12 protein-coding genes and 2 pseudogenes are annotated in these 14403 nt (G+C 43.6%); 5 read left to right on the top strand and 9 right to left on the bottom strand.

Features of this window, described 5'->3' with window-relative positions; genetic code table 11:
- Positions 1 to 89: 89 nt before the first annotated feature.
- Entirely contained in the window at positions 90 to 479 is a 390-nt protein-coding gene (locus IQ259_RS25150; RefSeq protein ID WP_193888739.1) for a GxxExxY protein, read from the bottom strand.
- A 109-nt stretch (positions 480 to 588) separates the two neighbouring features.
- On the opposite strand from IQ259_RS25150, the gene IQ259_RS25155 reads away from it, so the two are divergent.
- The 3 genes from IQ259_RS25155 to IQ259_RS25165 all read left to right on the top strand — a co-directional run bounded on the left by IQ259_RS25155 (position 589) and on the right by IQ259_RS25165 (position 4899).
- Entirely contained in the window at positions 589 to 3552 is a 2964-nt protein-coding gene (locus tag IQ259_RS25155) for a valine--tRNA ligase (protein ID WP_193888740.1), read from the top strand.
- Between the two features lie 187 nt (positions 3553 to 3739).
- Positions 3740 to 4183, top strand: coding sequence for a hypothetical protein (locus tag IQ259_RS25160; RefSeq protein ID WP_193888741.1), 444 nt, complete (start codon positions 3740 to 3742; stop codon positions 4181 to 4183).
- Between the two features lie 305 nt (positions 4184 to 4488).
- A complete protein-coding gene (locus IQ259_RS25165) occupies positions 4489 to 4899 on the top strand; it encodes a hypothetical protein (protein ID WP_193888742.1) in 411 nt (136 codons plus the stop codon).
- A gap of 236 nt (positions 4900 to 5135) precedes the next feature.
- Here the strand turns inward: IQ259_RS25165 and IQ259_RS25170 are convergent, their stop codons facing one another.
- The 3 genes and pseudogenes from IQ259_RS25170 to IQ259_RS25175 form a co-directional block, all read right to left on the bottom strand.
- Entirely contained in the window at positions 5136 to 5849 is a 714-nt protein-coding gene (locus IQ259_RS25170) for a tetratricopeptide repeat protein (protein WP_193888743.1), read from the bottom strand.
- Between the two features lie 584 nt (positions 5850 to 6433).
- Positions 6434 to 6538 (bottom strand): annotated as a pseudogene (locus IQ259_RS27365) (ATP-binding protein); the annotation flags it as partial.
- 43 nt (positions 6539 to 6581) lie between these two features.
- Positions 6582 to 7091: a GNAT family N-acetyltransferase gene (locus IQ259_RS25175; RefSeq protein WP_193888744.1), complete on the bottom strand. Its 510-nt coding sequence runs from the start codon at positions 7089 to 7091 to the stop codon at positions 6582 to 6584.
- A 240-nt stretch (positions 7092 to 7331) separates the two neighbouring features.
- Between IQ259_RS25175 and IQ259_RS25180 the strand changes: the two genes are divergently transcribed.
- Both IQ259_RS25180 and IQ259_RS25185 read left to right on the top strand, forming a co-directional pair.
- Positions 7332 to 7796, top strand: coding sequence for a hypothetical protein (locus IQ259_RS25180; RefSeq protein ID WP_193888745.1), 465 nt, complete (start codon positions 7332 to 7334; stop codon positions 7794 to 7796).
- A 10-nt stretch (positions 7797 to 7806) separates the two neighbouring features.
- Positions 7807 to 8143: pseudogene (locus IQ259_RS25185) on the top strand (glutathione S-transferase family protein); the annotation flags it as partial.
- A 43-nt stretch (positions 8144 to 8186) separates the two neighbouring features.
- Here the strand turns inward: IQ259_RS25185 and IQ259_RS25190 are convergent.
- The 5 genes from IQ259_RS25190 to IQ259_RS25210 all read right to left on the bottom strand — a co-directional run bounded on the left by IQ259_RS25190 (position 8187) and on the right by IQ259_RS25210 (position 13705).
- Entirely contained in the window at positions 8187 to 9083 is an 897-nt protein-coding gene (locus IQ259_RS25190) for a YihY/virulence factor BrkB family protein (RefSeq protein WP_193888746.1), read from the bottom strand.
- Positions 9084 to 9110: 27 nt separating this feature from the next.
- Positions 9111 to 11225 (bottom strand): xanthine dehydrogenase family protein molybdopterin-binding subunit, encoded by a 2115-nt coding sequence (locus IQ259_RS25195; RefSeq protein WP_193888747.1) that lies wholly within the window; start codon positions 11223 to 11225, stop codon positions 9111 to 9113.
- Positions 11222 to 12211 carry a xanthine dehydrogenase family protein subunit M gene (locus IQ259_RS25200; RefSeq protein ID WP_193888748.1) on the bottom strand — a complete coding sequence of 330 codons (990 nt, stop codon included), beginning with the start codon at positions 12209 to 12211 and terminating at the stop codon, positions 11222 to 11224. The genes IQ259_RS25195 and IQ259_RS25200 overlap by 4 nt, the downstream gene beginning before the upstream one ends.
- Complete coding sequence (locus IQ259_RS25205; protein WP_193888749.1) at positions 12208 to 12918, bottom strand: 2Fe-2S iron-sulfur cluster-binding protein; 711 nt, start codon at positions 12916 to 12918, stop codon at positions 12208 to 12210. Before IQ259_RS25205 ends, IQ259_RS25200 begins: the two co-directional genes overlap by 4 nt.
- A 424-nt stretch (positions 12919 to 13342) precedes the next feature.
- The gene (locus IQ259_RS25210) at positions 13343 to 13705 is read right to left on the bottom strand and encodes a KGG domain-containing protein (RefSeq protein ID WP_193888750.1); all 363 of its coding nucleotides are present in this window, start codon (positions 13703 to 13705) and stop codon (positions 13343 to 13345) included.
- Between the last annotated feature and the right edge of the window lie 698 nt (positions 13706 to 14403).

Below are 14403 nucleotides of genomic sequence, written 5' to 3' on the forward strand. Positions count from 1 at the left end.
AGACAGTGTAAAGCCAGGGGGAGGGTGGGCGTGACATAGTTTTATTTTTTTAAACGAACCGCAAAGGGCGCGAAGAGCGCAAAGGAAGATTAAGAGGAGAGGATAATGCGTTTGATGCCGTCTCTCAAGAGAGGGACGTTAAAGTTGATGAGTAAGGCTAGAGGGTAGTTAGTCATTTTAAGGTAGGAGAGTACTTGAGCTTCGTGAAGGGGCGTTAAGTTTTGTACAGCTTTTAATTCAACAATTAGGGAGTCTCCAACTAAAAAATCTAATTTCCCTTCACCTACTGAACGACCTTTATAAAGAACTTTAATAGGATGCTCAAACTTGTAAGAAATTCCACGCATTATAAACTCTTCTCTCAAAGCTTTGTGATACACTTCCTCCAAAAACCCAGCCCCTAAAACCTTATGTACCTCAATCGCTGCGCCAATTACTTGATAAGCTAAACTCTCTAACTGCTCATTTAAATATCTCATCTTCTTTTTCCCTCTCTTCCTTTGCGCCCTTCGCGCCCTTTGCGGTTCGTTTCCATCTCAACCCTGTGGCAAAATTTATTAAAGTCCTTCCACTCTTAGTTTTCCCAGCATGACCGCAACCATCTCCAATCTCCCCAGTCTGTACGAACCCTTTACCACTGAAGCTAAGTGGCAAAAATTCTGGGAAGAAAACCAAGTTTATAAAGCTGACCCAAATCACGGCGGTGAACCTTACTGTGTTGTGATTCCGCCGCCAAATGTTACCGGTAGTTTGCACATGGGTCACGCTTTTGAAAGTGCGTTGATTGATGTTCTTGTACGCTATCACCGGATGCAGGGACGCAATACTCTATGGCTACCTGGAACTGACCACGCGAGTATCGCTGTCCATACGATGCTTGAAAGACAACTCAAAAAAGAAGGTAAAACTCGCGCCGAGTTGGGGCGGGAAGAATTTCTTAAACGCGCTTGGGTGTGGAAGGCGGAGTCTGGGGGAACAATTGTGAATCAGTTACGCCGCTTGGGTGTGTCGGTGGACTGGTCACGCGAAAGGTTCACTTTGGATGAGGGCTTATCGAAAGCGGTTGTGGAAGCTTTTGTAAGTCTTTATGATGAAGGGTTAATTTATCGTGGCGAATATTTGGTGAATTGGTGTCCGGCTACTCAGTCGGCGGTGTCGGATGTGGAGGTGGAACAACAAGAGGTTAATGGTAATCTCTGGCATTTTCGCTATCCTCTCACTGATGGTTCCGGTTTTGTGGAGGTGGCGACGACTCGACCAGAAACGATGTTAGGTGATACTGGGGTGGCGGTGAATCCCAATGATGAAAGATATCAGCATTTGATTGGTAAAACTTTGACTTTGCCAATTATGCAGCGCGAAATCCCGATTATTGGTGATGAGTTGGTTGACCCAACTTTTGGTACTGGTTGTGTAAAGGTGACACCAGCCCATGACCCGAATGATTTTGAAATGGGTAAGCGTCACAATCTGCCGTTTATTAATATTCTGAATAAGGATGGGACTCTCAATGCAAATGCTGGGGAGTTTCAAGGACAAGACCGCTTTGTGGCGCGAAAGAATGTGGTTGCACGTCTCGAAGCTGATGGGGTTTTGGTGAAGGTAGAGGATTATAAGCATACCGTTCCTTATAGCGATCGCGGTAAAGTCCCCATTGAACCTTTATTATCTACTCAGTGGTTTGTCAAAATTCGCCCTATGGCAAACCGCGCCCTACAATTCCTTGACCAACAAAATTCCCCTGAGTTTGTCCCCCAACGTTGGACAAAGGTCTATCGTGATTGGTTGGTGAGTCTGCGAGATTGGTGTATCTCTCGTCAATTGTGGTGGGGTCATCAAATTCCGGCTTGGTATGCTGTCAGCGAAACAAACGGACAAATTACCGATAATACGCCGTTTGTGGTGGCGAAATCGACTGAGGAGGCTTGGGAGAAGGCTAAATCACAATTTGGTGAAAATGTCCAGCTTCAACAAGACCCGGATGTACTTGATACTTGGTTTTCTTCGGGACTGTGGCCGTTTTCTACTTTGGGCTGGCCAGAACAAACTCAAGATTTAGCTAAGTACTACCCAACTACTACCTTAGTTACAGGCTTTGACATTATCTTTTTCTGGGTTGCCAGAATGACGATGATGGCTGGTCATTTTACCGGGAAAATGCCTTTCCAAACAGTTTACATCCACGGTTTGGTAAGGGATGAAAATAATAAGAAAATGTCGAAGACGGCGAATAATGGCATTGACCCGTTAATCTTGATTGAAAAATACGGTACAGATGCTTTACGCTACACCTTGGTTAAGGAGGTTGCCGGTGCAGGTCAAGATATCCGCTTAGAGTACAACCGCAAAACTGATGAATCAGCTTCGGTGGAAGCAGCCCGCAATTTTGCCAATAAGTTGTGGAATGCGGCACGGTTCGTAATGATGAATTTGGATGGGCAAACTCCTACACAATTAGGTCAACCACTCAGCACTGAACTGAGCGATCGCTGGATTCTTTCTCGCTATCATCAAGTTATTAACCAAACTACCAATAGCATCGATAATTACGGTTTAGGGGAAGCGGCAAAAGGTCTGTACGAATTCATTTGGGGCGATTTTTGCGACTGGTATATTGAACTCGTAAAATCCAGGTTACAAGAGGGTGCAGATCCCACATCCCGTAAGGCAGTACAACAAACCCTAGCTTATGTGCTGGAAGGGATTTTGAAATTACTCCATCCCTTTATGCCTCACATCACTGAGGAAATTTGGCAGACACTCACCCAACAAAGCACAGATTCCCAGCAAACTTTAGCGTTACAAGCTTATCCCAAAGCAGGTGCAAACCTAATTGATCCCATTTTAGAAGAACAGTTTGAACTGCTAATTGGCACTATCCGCACGATTCGCAATTTACGGGCTGAAGCGGATGTGAAACCAGGGGCGAAAGTCATGGCTAATTTGCAAACCGACAGCGCCAAGGAACAGCAAATCTTGACTGCTGGACAAGCCTATATCAAAGATTTGGCTAAGGTGGAGACTTTAGTTATCACTGGGGAACAAAAAAGCCAAACTTTAGCGCCACCTAAACCACAATGGGGGTGGAAGAAAATTGGCTTAATTATTGCAGGGCTTGTCTTTGCCAGAATTGGTCTAGCTGTTGGGAATACAGTTAATAGCATTCCCCTTGTTGGCACTTTCTTTGAAATTGTCGGTTTAGGCTATAGTGCTTGGTTTATTGGCCGCAGCATTTTGTTTGCTAAACCTAAACCAGTCGCTACGGCAAAAGAACAGCTGCAAGCACAAGAACAAACCATTGCTGGGGTAATTGGTACAGTTCAAGTGGTAATTCCTCTGACTGGTGTAGTTGATATTGAAGCGCTACGCGCCAAATTAGAGAAAAGTATTAGTAAAGCGGAAGCCGAAGCCCAATCTCTGAGAGGTAGGTTAAGCAATCCTAAGTTTGTGGATAAAGCCCCAACTGACGTGGTAAAAGGAGCGAAAGATGCTTTAGCCGAGGCTGAGAAACAAGCAGAAATTTTGCGCGATCGCCTTCAAACGTTGCTGTAGCGATCGCCTGCTTGGTTTACCATAGCTGTGATGGGTAATTTGTAAGAGTTTTGAGATAAACTCTACCATTACCCATTGCCAACTAACGATTTCCAACGCAAAATCAGTATTTTAAGTTTGTTGTTGAATATAAATTTTTGTACTTATTTTTTAATTTTTAATTGTAAGGTGGAGCAAAACGACGATCATGCTATATCTAGCTCAGGTACATAAAAACGAATTTTTAGACCAGTACCAGTTGCGCTTGTTAGCACGTCAAGAAGCTGAGAATCTCTGGACAATGATTCCAGAAGAAGCTGTTATTTTGCTGGGTAAAAGTAAGACCATGAGTGAAGAATTGCTCGTTTTAGTCGAACTTTCTGCCACAGGTGAAATCGAAAAGCTAGAGGAGGCTACTAATTGGGTAATGAATTTAGTCCAAGCTTACCTCACTACTGGCATTACCCCAGAACTTTTACAACAAGAAGCAGAACGCGCTGAACAGTGGAGACAATCTCTAACTTTGCAAAATCAAGACTTAGCCCGTCGTTCTCTAGAATTGGAAGCCCGCCGTGAACAAATTCAAGCTTTAGAAGAAAATCTCAAACGCGAGAGAAACGGTTATCACAAAGATGAGGCTACGGGTACTTGACGAAGAACACAAAATAATCATCTGTATGGGGTGATAACCATTAACCTATTAGCTGAGAATTGACATAAAATCGCAAAGGATTAATAATCCTGAGATGCTATGTGCAGTTTTTAAGAATGATAGCTGGGTGCAGCAAACTGTTAATTATTAAATACTTACGTATGTTTCGTTGTTTTTTAACAACAAATATACGTGTAGCAATCTCAAAAAAATGAAGTAATATGACAGCTAACTTAAGCTTTAATTAGCTACTTTAGACTGTTCATCGTGGTGTCATTGAATTCAGTGAGGTTATTTTTAGGATCATGAACGCCTTCCAACCATCTAGACAGCCGTTACAACCTATACAACAGCGTCGAACTACACCTCGACCAAAACGACACCTCCGCCAACGTTCTCATCAAGTGATGGCACTCGAAACAACAGTTAAGATAGGAGTCAATTTGGCAATCTTAACAGCAGCAGCATCTGCTCTAACACAACTGTTGCCTTATCATTGGTCACAGCAAGGAAGGTTGAGAGAAGTTCGCACTGAAGTCAAACTTATGGAAGGGCGTGTTAGTACTTTACAAGCAGAATTTGTCCGCAATTTTGATCCCCGCCAAACTCAAACTATTACAGAACAACAGGGATACAGATTTGCACCTAACCAGCGTCCTATTGTGTTGATTAATCAGGATGGCAAAGAAATCGAAATTTTAAATTCCTTACCCTAAGTAAAATCTTAAATTTAGGGATTTGGAATCATTGCATTCCTTTTTATGCCTACTTGCATATTATAGATGTATACACATCGAAAATATATAAAATGCTAACAGCTAATAGTTAATAACCCATTTTTGAAAAATTATGTTGTTATCGTCTATTAGCTATTAGCAATACAGGGTCTTCATACTAATTCGTAATACCTTAGGGGAAGCTGTTGATTCCCCTACTTCTTACTCCCTATTCCCTATTTTCCAGAGAGCAACTCATTTAACCAATTTTCGATTTGTAACCGCAAACGATAACCAGAAACATCAGCGCTATTATTTAGTATGGATAGTTGTTTTATGGCACGACGATAATCAGCGATCGCACAATTCCAGTCACCCCAAAGATGATAAGTTCTGCCACGTTCTGCCCAAATATGCGCTTCTAACTGACCAAAAAGCATTGCAACTTCAAAATTCTCAATAGCCTCTTCATATTGTCCCAAGTCGCGGAAGGTAATACCCCGGTTAATCCAGGCTCGCGCATAACTGGGATTTAAATCAATTGCTTGGTCATAATCAGCCAGTGCGGCGGCTAATTCTCCACAAGCTGCGTAGTAATTGGCTCGATTATTATAAGCACCAGCTAAATTAGGATTTAATTCTAATGCTGTGTTGTAGTCACAAAAAGCCTTTTGCTTTTCACCACTCTGAAAATAAATCAACCCGCGATTGTTGTAATCAACAGCATTGTGTGGGTGGCGGTGAATTAATTCATTTAATAGGGCGATCGCTTGAGTATAATTTCCTTGTTTGGCTGACTTTAAAGCACAAGAGCGTAAATAACTTTCGTCTAAAGCAGATTTACCACTACCATTAGCCTCATGCTTTTGAGAAAATAGTGTATTATTTACAACATATTTGTAACAGTTATTTTGCTGGTCACCAGAAGTTAAAAATGAGTGACTGTTCATGTTTCTCTGCATAAGATGCCCATGCTTTCAAATTAATTTAGAGTTTTATCTATAGTGGTAGTTATGCCCGGATATTATTTCTCTATGTGCCTTTGATTACTTAGTAACAAGTGTTTCAGACTAAAGTGTAAATAGTACAACCAGTAAAAAACTTGGTGTTGCATTTACAATTTATGCACTAACTGAGTAATATATACTTCACTCGCAAGTAGAATTCCAGAAAAAAAAATATCAATCTTGACGAAGATTTACAAAAAGTTGATAGGATGAGCCGGTGCGATCGCATCTTTCCTGTAACGTGCGTTGTCGCCAAAATTTCTAGCATCCAACTTTTTGAATCGCATTCCTGCTGTCTAGTGCGTTGTCGCAACGCACCGTTATCTCAAACATCGCTGGAAGAATTGTAAAATGAATTGACTTGAGGTATTTTAGCCAGTAACAAAGCCTGTTCTAAGCAATCAAGTCGAGATAGACGCACTGTTGAAGGAACACGCAAGCCACTAACAGACTAATCATTAAGCGCAACATCAGTTTGTGTGCGAGGTTTAGCAGATGTGACTACTGCGGCTACTACATCATCCCCATCTAACCACATGACAGTCTACATACCTGATATCGTCTGCGGGTAAGGGTTCAAAAGGGTTAAAAGCATTATAAAGCTGGCTGAGTAACTCAATACTGGTAAGCATAGGTAAAAAAATATCGGCATTTTACGTAATATACCTTGCTACGCTACTCGAATTGACTGAACTCAAACCGATATTTTACTGTTCCACTGCACCCGTCCAATGCGCCATTTTCTAACTCCAGCACCATAAACGCCTCATCGGGTACTGTGTACTCACACCTCAATCCTTTCTCTTTGGCTGGAACAAACCCAAACTTTGGATAGTATTCTGGATAACCCAAGACAACAACAGCTTTGCATCCCAGGCGATCGCACTCTTTTAAACTATGCTGAATTAGCAATGATCCGATTCCTTGTCGCTGATAGTCAGGTAGTACTGCTATTGGTGCTAACCCAAGAATGAATAAATTATCAGCACATTCTCCTTCAATCTCAACTGGGCTATAAAAAATATGTCCCACAATTTGCTCTGATTCTACAGCTACGAAGGAAAATGTAGACGCAACACCTCGCAACTGATCGACTAAATCTGCCTCATTCTCTCGCTTGAACGCTGCAATATTGACTTTGCGAACAGCAGTGACATCTTCTGGTTTCTCGGCTCGAATTTCCATAAATTGGGTTTGCTGATTGCAATCAAGTAGATGAAAGAAGGGAAAATAGAAAACGAGCTACAACTTGGTAAAATCCTACTAGCCGATCATATAAGAGATGGAGAAAAGGGTATAGAGACATGGCGACTTAAAGACGCTTTAGCCGTTTTTTTGCTGCTGTGTTCCTCCCTTTAGCAGCATTTACACTCTCCAGTTTTCAGTTACTCGCTCTAAATTTTGAAGTTTTGCAACAATTTTCTGATGACAACAGCAATTTCTAATCAAGATACTTCCGATTTAGCAGCCGATGATTATGTAGTTATCGGCTTGGCAACCTGCTTTATTAAAGAAGATGGGGAACTTTATCAAGTTAATGTAGTAGAGCCAATTCCTTCTGCGTCTTTAGAAGCATTAATGAAAGATATTCCCACCTCTTACAAATTAGCTTGTGCTACAACCTTGGGTGCAGTGTTGGATAGCAATACACCACTATTACCTGAAGGATTCCCAGTAGAGTCTCAATTTGGGGAAGAATTTGCTCAACGAGTGTTTGCAGCTGCTCGTACCTATAAACGCAGAGAAAGCAGCCAAAATCTGATTCCTTTAGGAACAACTTACAGTGATTTTAAGTATTCAACAGAGCGCAAACGTGTGTTAAATGTTGCCAGGGTTGTCACTAAAGAAGACAATGTGAAACAACATTCACACACACACAAGGTTCTTTAAAATACAAATAATTACGCTGAAACTTTATGGCAGTGCTTTTAGTCGTGCGGCGATTATGAGTTTGTCCAGCTAGATATGCAGGCAGGCGAACACTTACAGCCTGAATATTTGCAGATTAACCCGATGGGTAAAGTTCCGGCAATAGTTGATGGAGATTTTCAGCTTTGGGAATCTGGAACGATTTTGCTTTACTTGCACGCTCCTCTAGCGCAACTGGAGTTTTGCCAGAGGAGCGTGCAACATTATCTCAATGGGTTTTGTTTGCTAACGCTACCCTCGCGCCAGGAATTTTTACAGAAACAACTAGAGAACGGGAACTACCCCAGTTGTTAACGCCGCTAAATAAATACTCACACCCTTGTAAAAAACCTACACTTGTCAGTTCTCCTGCTACTCTGCTTCCTTGCTTTCAATCTTCTGATAGCGCATATCTTCACCGACAATCACGTTCAATTGATCGCCTATGAGGAGAACAGCAGCGCTCATCCACAGCCACAGCATTAAAACTATGACAGTCCCGACTGCACCATAAACTTTATTGTAGTTACCAAAATTTGCTACATAAAGCCGAAACAGTGCTGAGAGGATTGCCCAGAAAATAGCTGCTAATGTCGCCCCTGGCATGATTGGTGTGCCGGAATTCCACATACTGGGGCCATAGCGATAAACAAAACTAAAGGCGGTAGCAACGATGCCTAAACTTACAGGCCAGCGTAACAACTGCCAAAGGTGCAGCAAGAAAAGTAAAGAACCATGCTCATATACTACTAATTGCAATACTAGGTCGCTGACAAATACTAAGAAAGAAGCCAGCATCAACAGTACAATAGTGCCAACTGTCAATCCCAGCGAAATCAGTTTAGCCTTCCAGAAGGGGCGCATTTTTTGAGGCGGCATTTTATGGATTTGATCAAATGCAGTCATCGCCGTACTCACCGCCCCAGAAGCAGTCCAAATAGCGATCGCAAAACTGAGAGAAAATAAACCACTATTTTTAGAGTGGGTGATTTCTCGGCTGGCAAAATCACGAATCAAAATCATCGCTTCTTCCGGTGCAATTTGACTCAATAAAACTGCCATCTGTTTAAAGGTATCTTGCAAAGATTCTGCCAACAAGCCAATGGCTGTAAGTACAGCCAGAATAGCTGGAAATAAAGATAACATGGCATTGAAGGCAATCTCCGCGGCCAGCCCTAATAGTCGCCGTTCGATTGTCCGAGCAAAAGTTTTCTTGAGCGTACGCCAATTCAGATGACGAAAGAAGCGGACAAAACGCGGCTTTGGCATAAATACTGAGTCTTCAAAAGCAAAATATCACAATAACTTATCTGGAGTCATCGGTAAATCACGGATGCGTTTACCTGTAGCATGATAAATTGCGTTAGCGATCGCAGCTGACACTCCTGTAATGCCAATTTCACCGACACCACGCGCCCCGCCTGGGTTGAAATTAATATCGGGTGCGCCGACGAAGGTTACTTGAATCCGCGGGATGTCTGCATGGGCGGGAAAGTGATAGGTAGCCAAATCGTAAATTACAGGATAGCCGCTGCTAGGGTCAAAATGGCATTCTTCCATCAAGGCTTGACCGATACCCATAATCACACCACCGCGTACCTGAGAGGCTGCTGTCTTGGCGTTGATTACTTGGCCGATATTCATCACCGACACCCAACGTGTTACCTGTAAGCGTCCGATTTCTTCATCCACACTGACTTCGCAAAAATGTGCGCCCCAAGATTGGAACGCCCACTTTTTACTTTCATCTCCTGGTGCAGAGGAGGCGGTAGCTTCAAAAGCGGCTTTTCCAGATTTTTGCAAATTTGTCAATGCTTCTTGGGATGTCTTTGCATTAGAAGTTTTGAGGACTTGCTGACAAGCTGCCATCACCGCCGGGACAAGGGATGCTGTCATTTGGGAACCACCAGCCAAGCCACCATCAGGTAATAAGGAGTCTCCCAGTTCTACTCTGACTTTTTCGACGGGTAAACCCAGTACTTCGGCGGCAGTAGCAGCAACCACAGTGTATGCGCCAGTCCCCATGTCATTGCCAGAGGTGAGAATGTGGGCTGTCCCATCTGGGAGTAACCGTGCCTTGACTGTAGCTGCACCCCTAGAGCCAGGGAAGGTAGATGCAGCCATACCCCAACCAATAAGCTTACCGTCACGGGTGAGCGATCGCACTTGTTTTGGTCTGTCTTTCCAGCCAAATTTTTCTGCACCTACTTGCAAACACTCGGCAAAATTCTTAGCGGAAAATGGCAGATTTCGGCGTTGATGTTCTTTGGCTTCGTTTTTCAGACGCAGTTCTACTGGATCAAGCTGGAGTTTCCAAGCTAATTCATCCATTGCCGACTCTATCGCCCACAAACCAGGGTTCTCTCCGGGCGCACGCATGAATGTGGGTGTGCCTAAATTGATGACGGCCAGTTCTTGTTTCAGGCGCAGATTTGGCGCAACATACATCACTGGCGTGATATTAGTACAAGGTTCCGTAAATACATCCACTGGGGATGTACAAGATTTCACATCATGAGCGATCGCCATTAGTTGACCGTCAGCCGTTGCCCCCAAACGGATAATTTGCTCAGTTTCCGAGCGATGTCCGGCGTTGGCTGTCATTTGCCGCCGACTAAGAACAACTCTCAGAGGACGTTTGATTTGTCGCGCCACCGCCGCCGCGAGAACGCCGTGAGGCCAAGGGAAAACTTTAGAACCAAATGCCCCGCCTAAAAAAGGTGTGACAATCCGCACACGTTCTGATGGTAATCCAAAAAGTTCTGCATAGGTGCGTTGAGTACCTTTTACCCATTGGGTAGGCTCATAAATTGTGAGTGAATCACCATCTTGCCAATGAGCAATAATGGCGTGGGGTTCCATCGGTGCGTGCAGTTCTGTGACAGTTTTGTAGGTAGCTTCAATCTTAGCTGTGGCATTGGCCATGCCTGTAGCAAAGTTGCCTTTCTCAAACTTTAACTCTTCACCAAAAAAAAGCGGCGCATCTTTGAAGGTAGCTTGTTTAATACCGATCAAAGGTTTTTGGCTGGTGTATTCAACTTTTACCAAATGGGCTGCATCACGCGCCCGCTCAAATGTGTCTGCTACTACCAACCCAATAATTTGCCCACCGTAGTGAACTTGATTATCCGACAGTGGCAACCGCGCCTCATAGATTTTCGAGTTAATAAAGTTATTAGTAGGTTTAAATATTTTGGGTGGGTTTTTGTGAGTGAAAACAGCAATTACCCCTGGTGTCTTGGCGGCTGCGCTAGTATCTATACTCTTAATTTGCCCATTGGCAATGCTGGCGGTGACAAGATAACCGTGAACTAAACCGGGAATTTGATGTTCAGCGGCGTAGGTTGCTGTCCCTGTTACCTTGGCTTTGCCATCTTGGCGGTTAACCCCAGTCCCAATCACTTTGTTCATACGACACCGCCTCCTTTGGCAGAAACTGTGAGAGCGCGACGAATTGCCCGTTTGGCTAATTCCACTTTGAAACTGTTATGCTCTAAAGGCTTGGCTTGTTGCAGGGCAATTTCAGCCGCCTGTTGAAAGGTTGTAGCGTCGGCTTTTTTCCCAATCAAAAACTTTTCGGCTTCAGTTGGCCGCCAAGGTTTGTGAGCGACACCACCCATTGCTAGACGTACATCTTTGATTTGTTCGCCTGTTAAATCAACAGCGGCGGCGACAGAAATTAAGGCAAAAGCATAGGAAGTGCGATCGCGTAACTTCAAATAAACTCCCGACTTGGCAAAGTTAACTGGTGGTAAAATCACGGCGGTAATCAACTCTCCCGGCTCCAAGTTGCTATCGCGTTGAGGTGTGTTTCCGGGTAAACGATGAAAATCTGTAAATAATATTTGCCGCTTACCTTTGGGACTGGACACTTCAACCACTGCATCCAAGGCAGCGAGGGCGACACACATATCTGATGGGTGAACTGCAACGCACTGGTCACTAGCTCCCAAGATGGCGTGTATCCGATTAACACCAGTTAAGGCAGGGCAACCCGATCCAGGCTGGCGTTTGTTACAAGCAAAGGCGGTATCGTAATAATAAGGGCAACGTGTGCGTTGGAGTAAGTTTCCGCCCACGGTTGCCATGTTGCGAATTTGTTGGGATGCCCCGGCGAGGATGGCGCGGGCGAGGATGGGGTAATCTCGGCGCACATCGGGATGGTCTGCTACGGCGGTATTACTAACTAATGCTCCCAGACGCAAACCACTTGTTTTTTCAATGCGGTTCATTTCCAGTCGAGAGATATCGATGAGTTGTGATGGCTCATCGAGAAAGACTTTCAGGCGATCAACTAGATTTGTTCCACCAGCGATAAACATGGCATTGCGATCGCCTGTTGATTTCTGCACCGCATCTTTCACTGAAGTGGCGCGGGTATAGGTGAAGTTATTCATCCAGAAATCTCCTCTCTGAGCATAATATCGGCAACTGGAGAAGGTGGTTTTTGTCCTGCTACCTGTTGAACAGCGGCGACGATACCGTTATAAGCGCTACATCGGCAGAGATTCCCACTCAAACGCTCTTTTATTTCTGCTTCTGAGAGTTCACTTAGTTGAGGCGGACGCGCTAAATCTGGGGTGACAACACTAGATGAACCCCGTTTAACTTCCTCAATTAGCGCCACGGAAGCACAAATTTGCCCTGGAGTGCAGTAACCGCACTGAAAACCATCATTTTCGATGAATGCGGTTTGGACTGGATGGAGAGCATCGCCCTTGGCGAGTCCTTCCACAGTAGTAATTTGCTTACCTTCTTGCATCACCGCCAAAGTTAAGCAAGAATACACTCGCTGACCATCAATCAACACAGTACAAGCGCCGCACTGCCCATGATCGCAACCTTTTTTACTACCTACCAAGCCCAAGCGATCGCGCAGAGCATCTAAAAGTGTCACACGCGGTTCAATTGCGAGGCTGCGCTGTTCTTGATTCACATTTAATGTGATTTTGATTTCACCTTCCGCCATTTGGGTAGTTTCTTTGGCTTTACTCGCTTGATTGAGTAAAGAAGGAGCCGCTATAGCTGTACCCGTTGCGGTTAGCGCTCTTCCTAAAAAACTGCGTCTGGACGTTCTGCCCACGCCTTTTTTATCTTGTGGCATTATTTTTACCTATAGAACCAAAATGCAGTATTTGGGAAAATGTCAAGATATAAATCATCTTTTGGATCATTGACCACCCAAATTATTGGTTAGCCAGAAATGTTGTCATTTTTATTAAGTCATACTTTTGACTTTTAGCGATCGCCATACCAATAATTTAAATCTTATTTTCAGAGCAAAATCCCTTAAACATATCTAGATTCACACCTGATTCTAACTTAAGCTCTACTAAGCATATTCTTGGCATAAATCACTATTTATATATCTGTAGTTACTTGTTATTTTTGATGAAATATGTAGAACCGCATAAATACGAAAATTCTTCATAACAGACAAACCATAAGGTAGGAACGCAAAGCCTTGCACCCCTACCTTATGTATTAATTACATTCTTTTTTCAAGCTGGTATTACAAAAACAACAAACTATTTATTCTTGTTCTTGTTTTTGCGACTTTGGCGACCGGCTTCAGCGTGTTGCTCACTTGTACCACCTTGAGTACCCTTTTCTTCGGTATCTTCACTTTCTTCAGTATCTTCAGCCTCATCACTTTCTTTCTTGCGACCGCCACCGTGAGAGTGCTTTCCACCTTCACGACCGATTTCGGCCATGTGTTCTCTATCTTGGCTGACAGTTTCACCACCTTTGCGTCCAGCTTCACGAGCTTCTTCTGGAGTAAATTCGTGAGCAGTACCCTTTTCATGAGCAGCTTGTCCGCCTTTGCTGGCGATTTCGCGTTGCTTATCTTCATCCATTGAAGCAAAGCCGCGTTTGCTTGTATCTGACATAATATTGCTCCTGGTAACAGGCTATAGTTTTTGACTTTTACAGTCAGTAAAAACTTTTAGTTGATTCACGTTCTCAATTTAGCTATCTAAATGGCTGCTTTCATTGGCCATAGGAGAGAATCGTGTCAGACTTAGCCTCAACTTCAGATATATAACTTAAGTTACCTTTATAAAGGTAAGGCGTGTTAGGCGATCTTGAAAAATTCTTGAATGAACCTTGAATACTCGTGAATGAACCTTGAATACTTGTTTACGAGTCTTTGATACTCGTGAACGAGTCTTTGATACTCGCGGATGAGTCTTTGACACTCATGAATGAGCCTTTGATACTCGCGGATGAGTCTTTGACACTCGTGAACGAATCTTTGATACTCGCGGATGAGTCTTTGACACTCGTGAACGAATCTTTGACACTCGTGAATGAGTCTTTGATACTCGTGAATGAGTCTTGGAACTTCATTCATGAATATCATAACTCTGTCCAAGATTATTTAATTCACTCCAGTACAATACGGCGTAAATAAAGCACCCATTCCAAATAAGCAAAAAGTCTATTCTATAAGCTTGTTGACTGTTGACTTCACGGCAGTGCTAATGAGTATAAACGTGAAAAAAGCAGGGGAGCAGGGAGCAGGGGAGAAAAGGAGCAAGGGGGCTTTTGCCCACAAGGGGCAAGGTTTGTACCTTTCCCCCTGCCC

The sequence above is a fragment of the Fortiea sp. LEGE XX443 genome (genome assembly GCF_015206815.1).
In the GTDB taxonomy this organism is placed as follows: Bacteria; Cyanobacteriota; Cyanobacteriia; order Cyanobacteriales; family Nostocaceae; genus Nostoc_B.

What these genes read in the sequence shown, in the direction of transcription:
- IQ259_RS25150 (WP_193888739.1), bottom strand. Translation starts at nt 479, where the DNA reads ATGAGATATTTAAATGAGCAGTTAGAGAGTTTAGCTTATCAAGTAATT.
- IQ259_RS25155 (WP_193888740.1), top strand. Translation starts at nt 589, where the DNA reads ATGACCGCAACCATCTCCAATCTCCCCAGTCTGTACGAACCCTTTACC.
- IQ259_RS25160 (WP_193888741.1), top strand. Translation starts at nt 3,740, where the DNA reads ATGCTATATCTAGCTCAGGTACATAAAAACGAATTTTTAGACCAGTAC.
- IQ259_RS25165 (WP_193888742.1), top strand. Translation starts at nt 4,489, where the DNA reads ATGAACGCCTTCCAACCATCTAGACAGCCGTTACAACCTATACAACAG.
- IQ259_RS25170 (WP_193888743.1), bottom strand. Translation starts at nt 5,849, where the DNA reads ATGAACAGTCACTCATTTTTAACTTCTGGTGACCAGCAAAATAACTGT.
- IQ259_RS25175 (WP_193888744.1), bottom strand. Translation starts at nt 7,091, where the DNA reads ATGGAAATTCGAGCCGAGAAACCAGAAGATGTCACTGCTGTTCGCAAA.
- IQ259_RS25180 (WP_193888745.1), top strand. Translation starts at nt 7,332, where the DNA reads ATGACAACAGCAATTTCTAATCAAGATACTTCCGATTTAGCAGCCGAT.
- IQ259_RS25190 (WP_193888746.1), bottom strand. Translation starts at nt 9,083, where the DNA reads ATGCCAAAGCCGCGTTTTGTCCGCTTCTTTCGTCATCTGAATTGGCGT.
- IQ259_RS25195 (WP_193888747.1), bottom strand. Translation starts at nt 11,225, where the DNA reads ATGAACAAAGTGATTGGGACTGGGGTTAACCGCCAAGATGGCAAAGCC.
- IQ259_RS25200 (WP_193888748.1), bottom strand. Translation starts at nt 12,211, where the DNA reads ATGAATAACTTCACCTATACCCGCGCCACTTCAGTGAAAGATGCGGTG.
- IQ259_RS25205 (WP_193888749.1), bottom strand. Translation starts at nt 12,918, where the DNA reads ATGCCACAAGATAAAAAAGGCGTGGGCAGAACGTCCAGACGCAGTTTT.
- IQ259_RS25210 (WP_193888750.1), bottom strand. Translation starts at nt 13,705, where the DNA reads ATGTCAGATACAAGCAAACGCGGCTTTGCTTCAATGGATGAAGATAAG.